The sequence below is a fragment of the Mucilaginibacter sp. PAMB04274 genome, assembly GCF_039634385.2.
Lineage (GTDB): Bacteria > Bacteroidota > Bacteroidia > Sphingobacteriales > Sphingobacteriaceae > Mucilaginibacter.
Genome location: NZ_CP155081.2, coordinates 931,859 through 949,876, shown reverse-complemented (window position 1 = coordinate 949,876; position 18,018 = coordinate 931,859). Strand labels below are relative to the sequence as shown.

The following is an 18,018-nucleotide window of genomic DNA, read 5'->3' as shown; positions in this document are numbered from 1 at the left end:
AGTGGCCTTTATGATACCGTTAACGCTAGCTAGAAAGTATAAGCGTATGACAGTGTATAGTTACTACCTGACTTAAAGTGGCTAACAATTGAACCATCGCGCTCAATGTTATACTGCTTAGTGCTGTTTTTGTAATAGAACTGTGTTGGCTGGTTAAGGATGTCGCCGGCATTCAATTTAAACTCGCCCTTGCCTTTAAATACCCGGTAGCCTATTTGTGCATCTACTACATCGCGTGAACGCTCGTAAATAGCCGGGAACTGGAAGCCACGTGCACGGTAAATGCGCTCGCCAACGCGGTTATACAATAAATTAAAGCTTAACTTATTATCCATGGCGGTTTGTAACAGGCCTCCGTTAATTACATAAGGTGCCTGGCCTATCATTGGGCGTTTGCCACCTTCATCGGCAATAAACGAGCGCGTATCAGTTACCTGCGATTTAATAATGGCTACGTTGGTATAAAAGGTGGTATGCTTAAACTTAGGACCGATAAAATCGAGCGTTTTGCGCAACTCAAACTCAACGCCGTAATTATTTGCTTTTTGTGCGTTAAAGAAGTTAAAATCGGGTGTACTGTTCACATCATAGTAACCAGATTCAATCAGGTTTTTAAAGTTTTTATAGAAACCAGATATAGATATAATTTGACCGGCCGATGGGTAAAACTCATAGCGTAAATCAACATTATGAATTTGCGAACGCTTTAAGCTTGGGTTACCAGTAATAGTAGCCAGCAACTCATAATCATAATAACCAAATGGTGCCAGTTCTCTTAACTCGGGCCGGGCAACTGTGCGTGAATAAGAAAATCTGAGGTTAGCTTTTTGCGTTAAGCTGTAAGTAAAGTTAGCAGATGGTAAAAAGTCAATGTTATCTAAAGTTACTTCTGGCGTAGATGGGTTACGAGTCTTCAGATTAAGATTAAATTTTTCAACGCGTAAACCCCAAACCAAACGCATTTTATCGCCAAATTTGTTATCCAACATCGCATAACCGGCATTAGTCATGGCATTAGCTGTATAGCGTTCATCAGCATTGGGCAGCTCGCGCAGGTAGAAATTACCGCCATTTATAACCGAGCGACTGAAAATTTGATTTAAAGGCAGCTGGCGTACAGCCGATGCGTTAGGCGAATTATCATTTAATAATAATCCTAAAAAGCGCACGTCAAAGGTTCTGTCGCGGTATTGCGAAACCAAACCAGCTTTAAAGGTTGCCTGCTGGTTAAAAAGCTTAACGGGTTTGCTGTAGTTGACATCTCCGGCAAATATATTTTCGTTCAGGTCTGAAAAAAAGCGAGCATTTTGCTTGCCTACCGAGGTGACGTCGGCTATATAAATACCGTCGCGTAACTGATAGTTTGTTTTACGCTGATCAGGCTGTTGGTTCATTACATTGCTATAGCTGGCATTCCAGGTAATTTTAGAACTGCCATTACCCAAGCCATGATCGCCTTGCAGTGTACCTTTGTATATACTTTTTTCAGTTAGGTCAAAAGCGGTAAAACGATTGTCGGCGCTGCCCGTGGTCATATCAACACCTGATCGGGTAAAATATTGGTCGTCAAAAACCTTATTATATAGGTTTTTAAATGTGATTTTATTTTTACCGAAGGTGTAGGCAAAGTTGGCGATGGCTCCTACGTTAGTTGAAAACTTATAACGATCGGCATTGTAAGTGTAAACGTGAAAATCATTTATTACGTTAGGATCGTGCTGCAAAGAGTTGCGGTAAGTAACTGCGAAAATAGCGCCTAACTTATTGCCGTTTTTGCCTACCTCTTTTACACGACCTAATGAAACCTGATAGTTTTGGTTCAAAAAAGCATTGGTGTTGTAAACATTGAAATTTGGGTTCAGTGAACGTAAAGGCGCAATGCTTTGCTCGGGGTTAGTAGTGCTTATGGATTGTACACGAGTTGAAGAAGGAAAGCTGCCGGGCAATTTATGTGATCCATTGTCAAAGCCAAAATAATCGGTTGTGTTACGGTAACCGCTTTTAAAATCTTTAAAGGTGGTGTTGGTATTGTAACCTAAACCGACGTTTATTGATGTAAAATCCTCCTGCGGTATATCACGTGTGATGATTTGCACAGCGCCGCCTGCAAAATCGCCTGGCAAGTTGGGCATAGCCGTTTTGTTAATGATTAAATTATCAATAAGGTTTGATGGCACAATATCAAATGAAAAAGCTTTGCGGTTAGGCTCGGTGCTGGGCAGAGCAGTGTTATCCAACAAAGCAGTATTATAACGGTCGCCTAAGCCACGCACTACCACAAACTTGTTATCCTGAACGGTAGCACCACTTACCCTACGCAAAACTTCAGATGCGCTTTTATCGGGCGAGCGTTTAATTGTTTCGGAAGTTATACCATCGGTAATGGCCGCATTATTTTTTTGCTGTGCGTATAAAGAGTTAACCGATTCCTGACGGAACGTGGCCCGTACCGTAACCTGCTGAAGCTGCTGTGAGTTAGCCGATGTTAACGTAATATTTAATGGTGTAACACCAGTAGCCTTTATTTGTACATCTGAAATGATCTTGTTTTGATAACCTACATATCGTATTAAGATACTGTATGTGCCGGCGTTAACGCCGGTTAGGCTATACTCGCCGTTTACATTAGTGGCGGTACCTTTGTTAATACCTTGTACCATTAGGGTAGCGCCAATAAGTGCTTCACCGGTTTTCTGATCGGTGATTTTGCCACTCAACTTGCCCCCGGTTTGGGCCTGGGCTACATTGAATAAAACGGTTAATAATAAACAAAGGATAAGTTTAAATTGGATCGGGGCTATTTTTTTCACTTGCGTTTGATTGATGCAGCAAAAATATTAGCACAAGATTAGCTCAATATTACCTCTAAATTAACGATGTGTTTGGTTCATGTTAAACTAATGTTAATGAGCCAGGTTTGCATTGATGATATAGCCTTAAGGTTACTTGAGTGTTATTGAGAAGTTAAAGTAACGGCTCCTCATATTAATGGTAATATACAATAGGAAGTTGGCTTTAAAACCCCGAAACAAACGATGCCACTTATTCTAAACGGATTGCTAAAGTGGCGCTGCTCTATCAAAACGGAAAGCAGCCCCGTCCTTTTACATCACTAACTTAATAACGTCCTCGAGTTTGGCGCTAAATGCATCGTAATTTAACCTGGTTTCAAACTCATTTAACGAGGACTTAGAGAGCTCCACATAAGTTTCCCTGTTATTCCAAATCTTCGCCCACCGCTTTGCAAATGCTTCCGGCGACTCCGACTCCCCTAACATCAAACCATTGACACCTTCTATTATAATTTCAGTTATTCCACCTGTGTGCCGGCCTAAGGCGGGTAATCCATAAGCATTCGCCTCGCAAAAGACACATCCATAACACTCAGCTACTGATGGCAACATTAGCGCCGAGGATGTTGCCAACAACTGCCTTAAGCGCTCCGCCTGTTCCGGTATATTCTTCCGCAAAAAGCCAATCTGTTTTACGTAAGGTTCAAACTCTGCTGCAATATTAGGAGTGCAGCCAACAATAAGCAGTTGCGCCTTTACACCCAGTTTATTTAGATGAACCACAAACCGCAGCGCGTCTGGACCGCCCTTACGTTCCCAGGCAACGCCTAAAAATAAAAGGTTGCAGGTGTCGCTTTGGGCACGACTGCCTATCCATGTATGTACAGTATGTGCATCAGGTGCTTCTTTTAAATTAGCACCTAAGGGTATAGTATGAATTTTGGATGCTTCAACATTGTAATCTTTTAAAGCACTTTCAGAAGCCCAGCCTGCAGAAAAAACTGTTGCAGTGGCTCTGTTTAAGGCCTTTTGATACATATCATTACCAGCCTTAATACTTCGCCCAGCTAAATTGCTAAAATCGCGGTAGTAGCCTACCAAGCTTGCAAAAGTAGTATCGTGAATCGATATGGCTGGTTGTTGAAAGGTTGTATAAGCTAAAAAATCAGCATGAATGCAAAGTACAACATCGGGTTTAATACGGGCCACTTCTGCATCAAACTGACGGGCAATGGCCTGAAGCGTTGTTTTTTCGACAGCAGACATAAACCATTTGCCTTGAAAGCGGTGATAAAAACGGCGCAACCAATTGTAATACCAAGGCTCGGTTGGTGTTATTAAAGTAATTGCTGAGATGCTATGCCCTCGTTTTTCTAAGGAATGTATAATATGTGCAGGCGTACCTGACCAGGTCTTTACAGAATAAGGGTCACCTAAGCTAGCAACAGCAATCTTCATTTAATCGAATGTTTAGGCGTGAATATTAAAGCGTTTTTTCAGTAACCTGTAATTCTTCCTTAAAACGTTGGTATAGGAAAAGTCTTTAGGCTTAGCATTCTTAAACGGCGTAAGTTTAATATATTTCCAGTAAAGCTTTTTATAAGGGTGATTATTGAAGTAATGCCACGGTTTGCCGCCAGTTGCGTAATGAATTATAGTTGGTGTAACCGGTAGTTTTGATGTTAAATTCATTGAATTAAACTTTTCGTCAAATCGCTCCCATTTATTACGGAAGAAAATGTTCAGTACGTCCTGATCCCACCAACGCAGTATTTCCATAAACTTTTGGGCTATATCCATTAATTTGTCCGACACGTTGTCTTCACGCCATTTCTTCAGATTAATTAATAAAACACCTGCGTTAAAATATTCCTTTGTAGGGAAGCCAATTTCGTTCATCCATGCAATGCTGTCTGAAAGATTAAAATCATGAGAAGCCATGAGATAATTATCTTTTAGGTCAGTATCGGCCAACTCTTTTAAGCTATTTGTGACAATCAGATCTGAGTCTAAAAATAATCCTGAGTTTATATGGGCAGGTAATATATCAGCCAATAATAACCTAAAGTAGACGGCCTTTGATAGGTGATGAGAAACAACAAATTTTTCAAACAATTCGCGCTCTATTGCTATCAAGTTTATTGACGTTTGGTACCTTTCCTGAAAGTATTTAACCACATAATTAAAGGGACTAAAATCAGCGATGTCGCTTATTAAGTATATATGCGTTGTTAAGTCTTTGTTATTTTCTAACAAAGATGTTAATGCCACAGTGAAGTGCTGAATATAATTTTCATCTATGGTAAAAAAAACGTTGAGCTCCTTTTGCATTTTGAAACAGATTAGGCAGCGATTTATTTAAAAGCTTTATTTAGTCGACCAGTTGCTTTCATGGTATAACGCTTACATAAAAAATTAGAAAAAGACATTTTCTTATTAAGTAACTCCTTAAATAGCCTTGCTAATACCTGGTAATCCTTGATAGATGTACGAAGAAATAGCCTGTTATAAGCATTTTTTACATACGACAAGAGCTCGGGCATTTGCATAACATCATATAACATTGATATTACGTAATACTCCTCGACCATTTTGGTCAGTCTACTTTCCGCACTAGCATAGTTTCTCGTCGAATTTGCATGTTCTCGGAAATAATTTAGCGCAAGGGCATTGTACGCAACTTTGTTACTTTTAATAAGCAATATCCAAAACAACCAATCTCCAGACTTTTTTAGTCTTTCAATTAGTTTGAAAGCACTTTCTTGTAAATAGGATTTTCTAAAAACAACTGCGCTAGCATTTACTATTACATTTTTTTTGAGCAAACAGGTTTCAATCAACTTATCTCCGCTTGTTACAAAATCAGCTTCCCAATTATATTGTGGCAAGTCACTTGTCCACCACAATAAATTGCTAAGCACTTTATCATGTTCATCAACCTGGTTAGAAGCGGAAAAGAATAAAGCCAAATTTGGATCGCTTTTTAGGGTATTAATAGCTGTTGCTAGAAAAACTGGGGCACACCAATCATCACTTTCTGCTACCCATATATAATTTCCCTTAGCAAGGGATAGACCTTTTTGCCATTGTTTAAAAGTAGTGCCGCTATTCTTTTCGTTGAAAATGATGTGACTTACCTTATCATTATCCCGGTATTTTTCTATTACCTCCTTGCTCTTGTCAGTTGAGCAATCATCTAAAATAATCAATTCAAAGTTCTGAAACGTTTGATTTAAAACAGAAGTGATTCGCTGGTCAAGAAAACGCTCGTGGTTATAATTCGGGATAATGACAGAAACTTCAGGCATCCTTTAAGATCTTAGCTGTTTGTTCCAAATATTGTCTTCCCCACTTTTGGTCGGGTTCGAGGTGATTGCCTTCTGCCCATTCATTCCAGGCATTTATAAAGAGATAGGTATCCTTATTCTCGTATCTTTCCTTTATAGCTTTCAGCCATTTGCTATAGTCTGAAGGTGTTGAATTTGTGAATATGGTTGCCCCTTTTGTACGCCGGGCTGCATTGTCCCAACCGGGCGTAATACCCGGAAACTCGTTTGCTTTGTAAGTGAATTCGCTATTAATCATTTGATCCACATAACTTGGGTACGAAGCAAAACGGTGACTATAAAAATCAGGCAACGGGTGCCCCAAACGGTGCTTTATCCTGTCTTTCAATTTCCGCTTAGGCTTTTTGGCAAAGCTTGACAAATTCGGTTGAAAATCAATTGAACAATCAAATCCCAGACTTTCAAAGTTATCGGGCTTGTAAGCGAAACTCTGCATAAAGCCTATATACAGTTCTATGCCGCTTTTGGCAGCTTCATCCCGCCAGGTTTTGATGGTTTGCTTAATATCAGGAAAAAGTGCAGGACGGTATATCACAAAAAATGGTTTGCCTTTTACTTTGATATATCTGTCGTCCTTAAAGAATGTGTCCAGCAAGAACTGAATATGTTCAATGTCATCTTCCGTACTATAATCTTGCTTAATCAAAACCTCATGATCGAGCCCATCCCACCTTTTTGTCCAATTTTCATTAGCCCAGCAAAGCATAAATGGAAAGTCAGGAGTCTGAGTTTTCAGCATATCATCTAAGGGCCTGTTCATGATACGCTTACCATTAAACCAATAATGATAATAACAAAAGCCATGAATACCGTACATACGCGCTAATTCGGCCTGAGCGATTCGGGCCTCTTCCAGCCTTAAGTCATAAAATCCTAAATCGGCGGGCAGATGAGGTTGATAGTGGCCTTTGAAAAGCGGTTTAGCTTTGGTAACGTTAGTCCATTCAGTAAAGCCCTTCCCCCACCATTCGTCATTCTCGGCAAATGGATGAAATTGTGGAAGATTTATAGCGATAGGTTTGATCATTTTATATGCCTTCGTATTTTAAAATATAAACTTATAAGAAGCAAGTAAGCGGCACTCAAAAACTTAAATTGTCTTAATTGTAGCTTAGCATAACGCGAAATCTTCCGCTCTAAGCCTTTAAATGTGTCTTTATAAAGATCCTTAAAAAAGTACTTAATTATATTATTTGAAAAATCTTGCTCAAAATTCAAATCTCTGGAACTGGTACTAGCCCCCCCAGCATTGAACACAGCAATTTTTCGATCTATATAATGCATTTTGAACTTAGCTGCGACCCTGAGATTCAAGTCATAGTCAGCACAAATTTTATACAACTGGTTATAATTTCCGCACTCTTGAAATACGCTTCTATGATAGAATAGAGCTTGATGCGCAATATTCTTTTTAAGTAGCTTTTCAATGCTGAATTTTCCATCATAGAGTTGGCCGTCAGTTCCCCAGCCAGTATTCCCTCTCAGGATAACGTTTCCGTAAATAACTTTTTCATTCCTATCCTTAATAACATCAACTATGTCACTAAGCACCTTGTCATCCGCAAGTTGATCATCGCTTCCTAAAAACATCAACCACTGGCCTTTTGCTAAAGCGATACCCTTATTCATGGCATCGTATATTCCCTTATCCGCTTCTGAGATGATTTTGATTTTGGGGTCACTGTAGGAATTTATAATTTTAGAAGTTTCATCTTTTGATAGTCCGTCTATTATCAAAATTTCATACCTGTCGTTAGTTTGATTTAAGATACTATCCAATGCATACCCTATAGTTGCCGAGCTGTTATACGTCGGAATTACTAGAGAATATATAGGGGAGTTATTTATCATTAAGATTTAACCAATTTATATCCCAAAACACGAAAAAGCTTTTTGATAGTCCGCCTGAATAACTTTTTGTAAATCGAGGAGGCCTGCTTCCTTGTCGCATGCGAAATATTAGTGTGCGGTGTTTCAAGTACCTTCTTACTTCTATGATGATTCAAGAGTTGGCCATAAGGCGAATTATAATATGGTAAGAAATGGTAATAATCTATTCTGCCTTGCTTACTCTGATTAACACAAAGAAATTCCTTGCTAATTCTATAACAATGTTCTTTATAATGATTTCCAAATTGAGTAGGCATCCTATATAAGTTTATCTTTCTTTTTTGGGCCAGTAATGAAAGTATGGATTGATCCCAACGATGATCAGCAAATCCAGGTAGGTTCTCTTTACCACAGGTATTTGGCAAATCAGTTATTATTCTTTCGTCAGAGCCGTATTTCAGCCACTCATTTAAAAAAGATATGGAAAGTTCATTTTTCCTCCAAAGAGAAAAAGCAGCATCACAATGCGGGGCGTGCCAGTATTCAGATTCATCACAGTTCATTAGGACAAAACAATCTCTTTTCGTCCATTCGTAATTTAACTGGTTAGCATTACCAAAAAGAAGAATAGGTTCTTTGTGTGCACATATGTTTATTAAAGGTTGCAGGTCTGCTATAACTTCCAAACCAGCATCACAGTATATCACAATATCATCTTCGGCAAGCTTATTAAAAGCCTCTAGAATAATGTAAGGTTTCCATAACCAATAACCAATTCCCTTAGGTTGCGAAAGGATACTTTCATTGTCTTTAAAAAACGAAGATTCCTTAATATCATCAAAGTCATATGATTCTATTCTATTGATATTAAATGACTGCGCCGAAGTATTCAGCCTAAAACGACTTTCTTCATAAAGATTATTAGAAAGATTCACCAAAGTTACTTCCATTTTAAATCAATTTCTTACTTGCACGATTGCTTCAGTTCTATTCTTGACCAACACATTTGATGGAACATCTTTAAAAATTAAATTGCCTGCACCTATTACAACATTATCACCAATAGTAACATTGTTCAATATAGTAACATTAGCCCCTATCCAACAATTAGAACCAATTGTTATATGGCCTATCTTACAAGGTTCATTTTGGATGATGGAATCCACGTTTTCGTAAATATGATTGTGATCATATAATTTCACTCCCTCCCCAAAAATTGTATATTTTCCTATGCGAATGTTGCCTAAGCAATTGATAGAACAATATCTGTTAAAATGCACTGAATCTTCTAGGATTAAACTTGCGTCTTTATACACCATGATGTTACAGAACTCTCTAAACCGCACATCATTTTTAATTTGTACATAAGCTTTAGGATCTATTTCTATAGCATTTTTTTTAAAGTCAAACCTAAATCCGTCACCTATAGACAGGTTAGGTGCATCTTTTAAGAGCTTTTGTTTATTAATAAAATTAATTTTGTTATCTAATTTTACTTTAACCTTAATTAAAAAGGCGTCGACTATCCCTGATAATGCCATTTATTTATAGATATAAGTAATCCTGGTCTAGCTCCTGTGTTTAGGAAATTATCATGTTCAATACTGAAAGTAAGGTCTATCAAATCAAAAAGTTCAATATTAACGATACCCATTAAAAATTGGACTTTATAATTTCCAGTATTCAAATTATGAATATCTATTGGTACTACTACTTTATATCTTCCTTTCTTTCTGTGCAGCAAGGATTCGTCCAAGTCTGTATCTGCATTTGAATATATATGAGTTTCAAACGCATCCTTAACTAAAACACCTACGTTAAAATTTACATAGTCTTCATTTACAACATATTCTAATTCAATATACGGCTTAGTACCGCCCTGAAAGACATTTGTGAGTTCACCTGATTCATTGTAAATCTTCGCCGATATAAACTGCCCTCTCTTTATAGGATTAGCCTCTACAAAATAAGAGGAAATATCCCCTCCGGCTGACATGTAAGTTTTTAAAGTTTCATGCACATCACTATCAACCAACACATTACCTTGTTGTAATAAAATACCTTTCTTGCATAACTGAGATATGCTGCTCATATTATGACTTACAAACAAAACCGTCCTTCCCTCGCCCTTACTCACATCGTTCATCTTACCCAAGCACTTCTTTTGAAATTCTGCATCGCCTACGGCTAATACTTCATCTACAATCAATATCTCAGACTCGAGGTGGGCGGCCACGGCAAATGCCAAACGTACGTACATACCGCTTGAGTAGCGTTTTACCGGGGTGTCTATATAACGTTCTACACCCGCAAAATCAACTATGGCATCAAAGTGCTTCTTGATTTCGTGTTTGCGCATTCCTAGGATGGCGCCATTGAGAAAGATGTTCTCACGACCGGTGAGTTCAGGGTGAAAGCCCGTACCCACTTCCAGTAAGCTGGCTACACGGCCTTTTATTTTTACCGACCCGGTAGTCGGTGTGGTTACCCGACTCAACACTTTTAACAAAGTACTTTTGCCGGCACCATTGCGCCCTATAATTCCAACGGCATCGCCTTGCCCTATCTCAAAGTTTATATCTTTTAAACTCCAAACAATATCACTTGTACCCTTAATTGTGCGATCATTGGTTTGTCCAATCTTCAAATACGGATCTTCTTTACCGCGCATTAATGCAATACGGCGTTGTATATCTCTGGAAAGCGTACCTGTACTGAATTCTCCTAACTGATAGGCTTTGCTCAGGTTTTCGGCTTTAATAGCAATACTCATACTAATTGTCTAAAAATTTAATTAAACCGTATCCACAAAATTCTTCTCTACCCTGTTAAACACTACCAGGCCCAGAAAAAATATCACTATAGCAAAGGCTATACTATAGGCAAAAGCGCCGACATAGAAATGTCCTGTACCTAAGAAGCCATACCGCACTGTCTCAATTAAACCACTTAACGGGTTTAGAGCAATAATATCACGGTATTTGGCCGGAGCTGCTGCCAGTGGATAAATAACAGGAGTAGCATACATTAACAATTGCACACCAAATGTTATTAAGAAAACTAAATCACGGTACTTAGTTGTCATAGCGGTTATTATTAAACCTAAGCCCAAGCCGATCATAGCCATAAGCAGTATAACAACTGGAAATAACATTATATACCAGTTTGGCTGAATGGTGCTGTTCTCTTGAAAAATGTAGTAAACTAATAATAGTAAGAATAGCACCAACTGTACAGAAAACTTCACCAAGTTTGAAAAAACTATACTCAGCGGCATAATTAAACGAGGAAAATACACTTTACCAAAAACGCTCGCGTTATCTCTAAATACAGTAGATGTTTTGTTCAAACAGTCAGAAAAATAGTTCCAGGCGATAGTACCCGACATATAAAATAGCGGCGCGGGCGCACCACTGGTACTAATACCGGCTAACTTACCAAAGATGAAAGTGAAGGTTATGGTAGTAAAGATGGGCTGAATAAAGAACCAAAGCGGACCAAAAATGGTTTGCTTATAGAATGACACAAAGTCGCGCCGAACTAATAACCATAATAAATCCCGATAATTCCAAACATCCTTAAGATGAAGATTAAACACGCTATCCTGCGGTTTAAGCTCTATATCCCACTCGTTGGTTTCAGTAGTTACAGTACTCATGTTTATTTATAATTCAAGTAATTTATATGTATTCAGTTTGAATCTTTACTACTTCCCCCGCTCCAAATAAGCAAACTGTTCGTACTGCTCAAAAATTCGGGAAGTTGCTCCGGAACCAACGTACTTAGGTTGATATGCCGCTTAACAAGTCCTTCAACTTTGTTAATTAAGCTTAGAATATATTTTTCATTCATTTTACTACCCACCAGCAACAAGTCTATTTGCTGGCTATCAATTCCGCGTGCAAAATCGCCTATTATATAAGCCGATTGAAGATCGCCAACACGGCGTAAAACTTTTTCAATGATTTCATCTATACCCACAAACTTCATCAGTAAGTTATGGATATCGTTATATATGGAGTTATTCTTATTTGCCTGGTAAATCTTTTTGTTTCCCTCGGTGGCAGACACCAAAAGACCAGCTTCTTCGAACCGGTTTAGCTCTATACGAATGGCGTTGCTCGATTCACCAAATTCGCTTTCTAAACCCCGGAGGTAGGATTTATTATTACCATTTAAGAAAAACTTAAGCAGCAATTTTAGGCGAGTTTTTGATGTTATAAGTGTATCGAGCATGTATAATATTCTATCTGAATTTAACTTACAGAATAGATTGAGTAACAAAACTACTCAATAGTAATTTGACATGCAACTAAATATTTATCTTTTTATCAAATAATATATTGGTTTGTTGATGAAATTGTGTAAAAACCGAGAAATTTTTTAAATATCAATACAACAATTAATAATTCAGTTTAAAGCGCTTCATAATGGCGGTCAGCATCCATAAGGGTGCTTTAATGAGCAATTTCATCCTCTTGCTAAGCTTCGTTTCACTATAAAAGAGCAACTGTATTGTCAAACCCATTATTAGTGCAACCGCACTTATAAGCCATAACTGAGGTCCGCCGCTTTTCTGCCAACCTTCAATTTGTATGATAATGTAAGAAAAAGAAAACATCACAAATAACATCACATAAGATATCACAGGCGACAAGCGTAAGAGGTAATAAATCAGTCCGGCGATTAAAAAAGACGCCCAATTAAGGTATCCATTATACTTACCTAAAAATGCGAGATGCGGAAAAGGCAACGCCCAAATCAAAGCTACCAAACCAAACAAAGTGAGCACTATAGACATATATAACACTACGCGATATGGTGTACGCTTATCTATTAGATCATATTCTTCCACATAACGATCAATAGTACGCTGCCCTGTTTGGGGATTCATGGTTTTAGGGATTAAAAAAAGCGATAAGGAAGTCCTTATCGCTTAATATTAGTTTACTAAAAAGATTATTTAGCAAAAGCAACCGAACGTGTTTCACGGATAACGGTTACTTTAATTTGACCCGGATAGGTCATTTCTGTTTGTATGCGGTTGGATATATCAGCGGCTAAAACCTCTGATTGTGCATCACTTATTTTTTCACTTTCAACTACCACACGTAGTTCACGGCCTGCCTGTATAGCAAATGTCTTTTCAACACCAGGGTATGATAAAGCCAGTTCTTCAAGTTCCTTTAAACGCTTAATATAGCTTTCAACAACCTCTCGGCGTGCACCAGGGCGAGCGCCAGAGATAGCATCACAAGCCTGAATAATGGGCGAAATCATAGAAGTCATCTCCACCTCATCATGGTGAGCGCCAATAGCATTGCAAACTTCAGGGTGTTCTTTATATTTCTCGGCCAGCTGCATGCCCAAAATGGCGTGTGGCAGTTCCGGATTATCATCAGGCACCTTACCTATATCATGAAGTAAGCCTGCACGTTTAGCCAGCTTTACGTTTAAACCTAACTCTGCAGCCATGGTAGCACAGAAATTAGCTACCTCACGCGAGTGCTGCAGTAAGTTTTGACCATAGGATGAACGGTAACGCATACGACCAACCATTCTGATCAACTCGGGGTGCAGGCCGTGAATACCAAGGTCGATCACTGTACGCTCACCTATCTCTACAATTTCTTCTTCAATTTGCTTGCGTGTTTTGGCAACCACCTCTTCAATACGGGCAGGATGTATGCGGCCATCAGTTACCAAACGGTGCATAGCTAAACGAGCAATCTCCCTGCGAACCGGGTCAAATCCCGACAATATGATAGCCTCAGGAGTATCATCTACAATAATCTCAATACCGGTAGCTGCTTCCAGTGCGCGGATGTTACGACCTTCACGACCAATTATACGGCCTTTAATTTCGTCATTCTCAATATTGAAGATTGACACCGTGTTTTCGATAGCTGATTCGGTGGCGGTACGTTGTATGGTTTGTATTACTACTTTCTTTGCTTCTTTAGTTGCCGTAAGCTTAGCCTCATCCACAATGTCTTTTATTTGCATCATGGCTTTAGTACGGGCTTCTTCGCGCAGGGTATCCACTAAGTGATTTTTTGCTTCCTCGGCAGTTAAGCCTGCAATGGTTTCCAACTGCTGTACATGCTGTTGTTTCAGGTGCTCAACTTCCTCCTGCTTTTTGTGCAACACATCCGTTTGCTTTTCCAGATTTTTGCGAGTATTATCCAGCTCGTTTTCCTTACGGCTGGCATTCTCGATCTTTTGATTTAATGACTGCTCTTTTTGTTTAAGGGAATTCTCGCGCTGATTGATTGCATTATTCTTAGCGTTTACTTCCTGCTCGTGCTCAGCTTTAAGTTGTAAGAACCTCTCTTTAGCTTCGAGTTGTTTATTCTTTTTGAGTATCTCAGCATTATTTTCGGCGTCTTTCAGTATCTTCTTAGCCTTGTTTTGTGCTGCTATGTCCCGCTCCTTGAATAGCTTGTTGAGCAGGTAACGCCCAATAGCGAAGCCTATTATGGCTCCGACCAGCAGGCCGATGATTATTTCTAGTATGTTCATAATTTAGTTATATATAAAAAAACCGCAATAAAATTTAAGTATCATGTGATTAAGCCATTACTATAGCTGTTAACAGTATATACCGTATAAAACAGTTATAGCAAAGCTTATGCTTGCCAGTGAAACTTAAAATTTAACTGCGGTTAAATTCAATTTGCTCTATGTCGTTATAAAGAACGTTATTGCTTGTTAAAGAATTCCGTTAGCATATGATCCAATTGGTAAGCCTTTTCAGCTACCGTCGTATCTTCTACCGTTACCTTGCGCTCTGCCTTCAATGCCGCAGTTGCATAATGTAACACACTCATTGAAAGCAAATCCTGTTTATCTTTAACCGCATAATTATCCTGATATTCTTTTATGCGATCGTTAATTAACTTGGCTGCACGGCGTATTAATTCCTCTTCTTCCATCTCTACCTTTAAAGGGTAAACACGGTCGGCAATGTTTATTTTTATGGAGATCTCTCCCATTTGAGCTTGTTCACTTTACAGTGTTACTTTTTTAGCAACACGATACACTTATCAATTTCCCGCACAAATTCGTTAATTTTTTGCTTGATGTCAAGGCTTTTTTCATTTGTGTCTGAAAATGATTTTGCCAGTTTCAATACACGAAGCTTTTCCTCCAGGTCTTTATTCTTATCCTGACTTACATTTAATGCCGTACCTAACGACTGATTTTCCAACTTCAGTAAGTCATTTTCTTCCTGCAAAGCCTGACAAAGCGCAATCAGGCGCTCTGTTTTTTCAACTACTATACTTAACTGATCAGTTACTGAAGGCATTATTTGTTTTAGTTATTCAGTTATTAAGCTACTATATTATTTAAAATGTGCCGCTTGAAGCGACTAAGATACTTAATAACTTATACACTGATATCTATTTTCTAATCTCTGCCCCTACTTCTTTCCCAAAATTGTAAATCAATTTCTGCATAATGGCATCAATGGTTTTATCAGTAAGCGTTTTCTCTTCATCTTGCAGGGTAAAGCTCAATGCATACGATTTTTTACCAACCGGAAGCTTATCACCTTGATAAACATCAAAAACACTAACTTCGGTCAGTAACTTACGCTCTGTCTTTTGAGCTATTTGTTTCAACTGACCAAAAGTAACTGCAGTATCTACCAGCATGGACAAGTCCCGACGAACAGAAGGGAATTTAGATATTTCTTTATTGATGATCTTATTCTTTTTAACCAGCGCTAATATGGCGTCAAAATCGAAATCGGCATAAAACACATCTCTTTCAACGCCGGTCTTTTTCAATGCGGCAGGCAGCACGGCCCCAAGTTTAACCAGTGTTTTGCCACCACGGAAATTATATTGAAGGCCGTAAGCAAACTCCTGGTCTTGTATTTCTTCAACAGTATAATCTGCAATATTAAGCCTGCCCAACAAGCCATCTACAATAGCTTTTAAGTGATAGAAAGAAACGGTACCAGTTTTTTGATTCCATTGCTCATGTTGTATAGCGCCGGTAATGAAAACAGCCATACGCTGGTTTTCGACATACTTGCCGCCTTCAAAGAAGTATGTTTTGCCAAACTCGTAAAACCTTAGATCGGCCTGACGACGATTTTGGTTGTAAGCAACAGCTTCCAAACCCGAATACAACAGCGTTTGGCGCATAATATCCAAATCACTGCTTAGCGGGTTTAATAGTTTAACGGCATTATTCAGGTTGTCTGAATAAGAGGAGCTTGTTAAAGAATTTGATAGTATCTCGTTAAAGCCATTGGCAGTCAGCAATTCAGAGATGGCATTTTGTACAGTATCTTTCTCTGGCCTTTGCGAGTTGTTTAATGATGCACGAATCTGCGTAGGTATTTCGATGTTATTATAACCGTAAATACGCAGTATCTCCTCTATCACATCCACATCGCGGGTTACATCAACACGGTACGGCGGCACCTGCAGCGACAAGCCTTCCGCTGTTTCATTAACCATAGTAATATCTAAAGCCTGGATGATGGATTTAATTGTATCCTGACCAATAGCCTTTCCAATCAACCTGTCGATATTTTTATAAGTCACTTCAACGGCAAATGGCTCAACCGGTGCTGGATAAATATCCGAAATCTCAGATGAAATCACACCGCCTGCTACTCGCTGTATTAGTAAAGCGGCACGTTTTAAAGCAAACACTGTAATGTTAGGATCAACACCACGCTCAAAGCGGAATGAAGCATCAGTTTTTAAACCATGGCGCTTAGACGTTTTACGTACCGATACCGGATTAAAGTATGCACTCTCTAAAAATATGGCAGTCGTACTTTCTTTAACACCTGAGCCGGCGCCACCGAATACACCTGCAATACACATAGGCTCTTCGGCATTCCCAATCATTAAATCATCAGCTGATAACTTGCGTTCAACATCATCAAGCGTAACAAAGGTGGTACCTTCTGCATATGTTTTTACTAAAACCTGGTTGCCGGCTATAGCATCAGCATCAAAAGCATGCAGGGGCTGTCCCAGTTCATGAAGTACATAGTTGGTTACATCCACAATATTGTTAATACTGCGTACTCCTATAACGGCCAAACGTTCTTTTAACCACTGCGGCGAATCTTGCACCTTAACGCCGGTTATAGTTACACTGGCATAACGCGGACAAGCCGCCTCTGCCTCAATAGTAACCGGAATGGTTCTATCCTGGTTATCTACTTTAAAGGCAGATACATCGGGCTTGTTAATGCCAATTTTCAGGAAGGCGGCAATATCGCGGGCAGTACCAAGATGCGAGGCAGCATCAGCCCGGTTCGGGGTAAGGCCAATCTCGAAAAGGTAATCATCGTTCAGTTTAAAATATGCTTTGGCGGCTGAACCTACCGGAGCATCGGCATCAAGTACCATAATGCCACCATGATCATCGCCCAAACCTATCTCATCCTCGGCACAGATCATCCCTTCGGACACCTCGCCTCTGATTTTAGATTTGTTAATCTTAAACGGCTCCCCCGCAGTTGGATGCACGGTTGAGCCAACTACAGCTACTACCACCTTTTGACCAGCAGCAACATTAGGTGCGCCGCAAACAATCTGCAAATCCTCAGTACCGCCAACATCAACCTTGGTTACGCGAAGGCGATCTGCATTCGGGTGCTGTTGAGCATCCTTTACGTAGCCAATTACCAAACCTTCCAGGCCGCCCGGAATGGCCTGCACCTTTTCGAGGCTTTCCACTTCCAGCCCTATACCGGTTAGTATCTGTGATATATCTTCAGGCGACTTATCAGTGTTAATAAACTCTTTAAGCCAGTTGTACGAAATCTTCATTATATAGACTAATCAGCCAAAGATAGGATTTTTTTGATTTCAGTATCCGGATGTTCAATTTCAGACTTGCCAAATCTTACAACCTTATCCTGCCTTGACAGGCCTATTGTTGGCTGTTGCAGTGAAACGGGCAAAACACCCTTCCAAAATCAAAAGTTGCAGACAACATCACGCACGCTGTTCATGACATCGCTTTGTCAGTAACGTTCATAAAACAAATAACATTTATATAAGTAAATAAAC

General features: G+C 39.2%; 16 protein-coding genes. All 16 read right to left on the bottom strand.

The window, feature by feature from the left end; genetic code table 11:
• Positions 1-29: 29 nt before the first annotated feature.
• Entirely contained in the window at positions 30-2,810 is a 2,781-nt protein-coding gene (locus tag ABDD95_RS03990) for a TonB-dependent receptor (protein ID WP_345950610.1), read from the bottom strand.
• Between the two features lie 294 nt (positions 2,811-3,104).
• On the bottom strand, positions 3,105-4,250 hold the full coding sequence (locus tag ABDD95_RS03985) for a glycosyltransferase family 4 protein (RefSeq protein WP_345950609.1): 1,146 nt from the start codon (positions 4,248-4,250) through the stop codon (positions 3,105-3,107).
• 12 nt (positions 4,251-4,262) lie between these two features.
• The gene (locus ABDD95_RS03980) at positions 4,263-5,123 is read right to left on the bottom strand and encodes a glycosyltransferase family 8 protein (protein WP_345950608.1); all 861 of its coding nucleotides are present in this window, start codon (positions 5,121-5,123) and stop codon (positions 4,263-4,265) included.
• Between the two features lie 23 nt (positions 5,124-5,146).
• Positions 5,147-6,100 carry a glycosyltransferase family 2 protein gene (locus ABDD95_RS03975; RefSeq protein ID WP_345950607.1) on the bottom strand — a complete coding sequence of 318 codons (954 nt, stop codon included), beginning with the start codon at positions 6,098-6,100 and terminating at the stop codon, positions 5,147-5,149.
• Positions 6,093-7,166, bottom strand: a complete 1,074-nt coding sequence (locus ABDD95_RS03970; protein WP_345950606.1) for a glycoside hydrolase family 99-like domain-containing protein — start codon at positions 7,164-7,166, stop codon at positions 6,093-6,095. The genes ABDD95_RS03975 and ABDD95_RS03970 overlap by 8 nt, the downstream gene beginning before the upstream one ends.
• Positions 7,163-7,918 (bottom strand): glycosyltransferase family 2 protein, encoded by a 756-nt coding sequence (locus ABDD95_RS03965; RefSeq protein ID WP_345950605.1) that lies wholly within the window; start codon positions 7,916-7,918, stop codon positions 7,163-7,165. The genes ABDD95_RS03970 and ABDD95_RS03965 overlap by 4 nt, the downstream gene beginning before the upstream one ends.
• 71 nt (positions 7,919-7,989) lie before the next feature.
• A complete protein-coding gene (locus tag ABDD95_RS03960) occupies positions 7,990-8,919 on the bottom strand; it encodes a hypothetical protein (protein ID WP_345950604.1) in 930 nt (309 codons plus the stop codon).
• A 6-nt stretch (positions 8,920-8,925) separates the two neighbouring features.
• Positions 8,926-9,510, bottom strand: coding sequence for an acyltransferase (locus ABDD95_RS03955; RefSeq protein ID WP_345950603.1), 585 nt, complete (start codon positions 9,508-9,510; stop codon positions 8,926-8,928).
• Entirely contained in the window at positions 9,492-10,742 is a 1,251-nt protein-coding gene (locus ABDD95_RS03950) for an ABC transporter ATP-binding protein (protein WP_345950602.1), read from the bottom strand. The genes ABDD95_RS03955 and ABDD95_RS03950 overlap by 19 nt, the downstream gene beginning before the upstream one ends.
• Positions 10,743-10,763: 21 nt before the next feature.
• Entirely contained in the window at positions 10,764-11,627 is an 864-nt protein-coding gene (locus ABDD95_RS03945; RefSeq protein WP_345950601.1) for an ABC transporter permease, read from the bottom strand.
• 32 nt (positions 11,628-11,659) lie between these two features.
• Positions 11,660-12,205, bottom strand: coding sequence for an ArsR family transcriptional regulator (locus ABDD95_RS03940; RefSeq protein ID WP_345950600.1), 546 nt, complete (start codon positions 12,203-12,205; stop codon positions 11,660-11,662).
• Between the two features lie 166 nt (positions 12,206-12,371).
• Positions 12,372-12,863: a hypothetical protein gene (locus tag ABDD95_RS03935; RefSeq protein ID WP_345950599.1), complete on the bottom strand. Its 492-nt coding sequence runs from the start codon at positions 12,861-12,863 to the stop codon at positions 12,372-12,374.
• 65 nt (positions 12,864-12,928) lie between these two features.
• A complete protein-coding gene (gene rny / locus ABDD95_RS03930) occupies positions 12,929-14,491 on the bottom strand; it encodes a ribonuclease Y (RefSeq protein ID WP_345950598.1) in 1,563 nt (520 codons plus the stop codon).
• Between the two features lie 179 nt (positions 14,492-14,670).
• On the bottom strand, positions 14,671-14,964 hold the full coding sequence (locus ABDD95_RS03925; RefSeq protein WP_345950597.1) for a cell division protein ZapA: 294 nt from the start codon (positions 14,962-14,964) through the stop codon (positions 14,671-14,673).
• A gap of 23 nt (positions 14,965-14,987) precedes the next feature.
• Positions 14,988-15,278, bottom strand: coding sequence for a hypothetical protein (locus ABDD95_RS03920; RefSeq protein WP_345950596.1), 291 nt, complete (start codon positions 15,276-15,278; stop codon positions 14,988-14,990).
• Positions 15,279-15,372: 94 nt separating this feature from the next.
• Positions 15,373-17,775: a phenylalanine--tRNA ligase subunit beta gene (pheT, locus tag ABDD95_RS03915; protein ID WP_345950595.1), complete on the bottom strand. Its 2,403-nt coding sequence runs from the start codon at positions 17,773-17,775 to the stop codon at positions 15,373-15,375.
• Positions 17,776-18,018: the final 243 nt, after the last annotated feature.

Bases quoted from the DNA above. Each gene is read 5' to 3' on its own strand.
- ABDD95_RS03985 (WP_345950609.1), bottom strand. From the start codon at position 4,250: ATGAAGATTGCTGTTGCTAGCTTAGGTGACCCTTATTCTGTAAAGACC.
- ABDD95_RS03980 (WP_345950608.1), bottom strand. From the start codon at position 5,123: ATGCAAAAGGAGCTCAACGTTTTTTTTACCATAGATGAAAATTATATT.
- ABDD95_RS03975 (WP_345950607.1), bottom strand. From the start codon at position 6,100: ATGCCTGAAGTTTCTGTCATTATCCCGAATTATAACCACGAGCGTTTT.
- ABDD95_RS03970 (WP_345950606.1), bottom strand. From the start codon at position 7,166: ATGATCAAACCTATCGCTATAAATCTTCCACAATTTCATCCATTTGCC.
- ABDD95_RS03960 (WP_345950604.1), bottom strand. From the start codon at position 8,919: ATGGAAGTAACTTTGGTGAATCTTTCTAATAATCTTTATGAAGAAAGT.
- ABDD95_RS03955 (WP_345950603.1), bottom strand. From the start codon at position 9,510: ATGGCATTATCAGGGATAGTCGACGCCTTTTTAATTAAGGTTAAAGTA.
- ABDD95_RS03950 (WP_345950602.1), bottom strand. From the start codon at position 10,742: ATGAGTATTGCTATTAAAGCCGAAAACCTGAGCAAAGCCTATCAGTTA.
- ABDD95_RS03945 (WP_345950601.1), bottom strand. From the start codon at position 11,627: ATGAGTACTGTAACTACTGAAACCAACGAGTGGGATATAGAGCTTAAA.
- ABDD95_RS03940 (WP_345950600.1), bottom strand. From the start codon at position 12,205: ATGCTCGATACACTTATAACATCAAAAACTCGCCTAAAATTGCTGCTT.
- ABDD95_RS03935 (WP_345950599.1), bottom strand. From the start codon at position 12,863: ATGAATCCCCAAACAGGGCAGCGTACTATTGATCGTTATGTGGAAGAA.
- rny (WP_345950598.1), bottom strand. From the start codon at position 14,491: ATGAACATACTAGAAATAATCATCGGCCTGCTGGTCGGAGCCATAATA.
- ABDD95_RS03925 (WP_345950597.1), bottom strand. From the start codon at position 14,964: ATGGGAGAGATCTCCATAAAAATAAACATTGCCGACCGTGTTTACCCT.
- ABDD95_RS03920 (WP_345950596.1), bottom strand. From the start codon at position 15,278: ATGCCTTCAGTAACTGATCAGTTAAGTATAGTAGTTGAAAAAACAGAG.
- pheT (WP_345950595.1), bottom strand. From the start codon at position 17,775: ATGAAGATTTCGTACAACTGGCTTAAAGAGTTTATTAACACTGATAAG.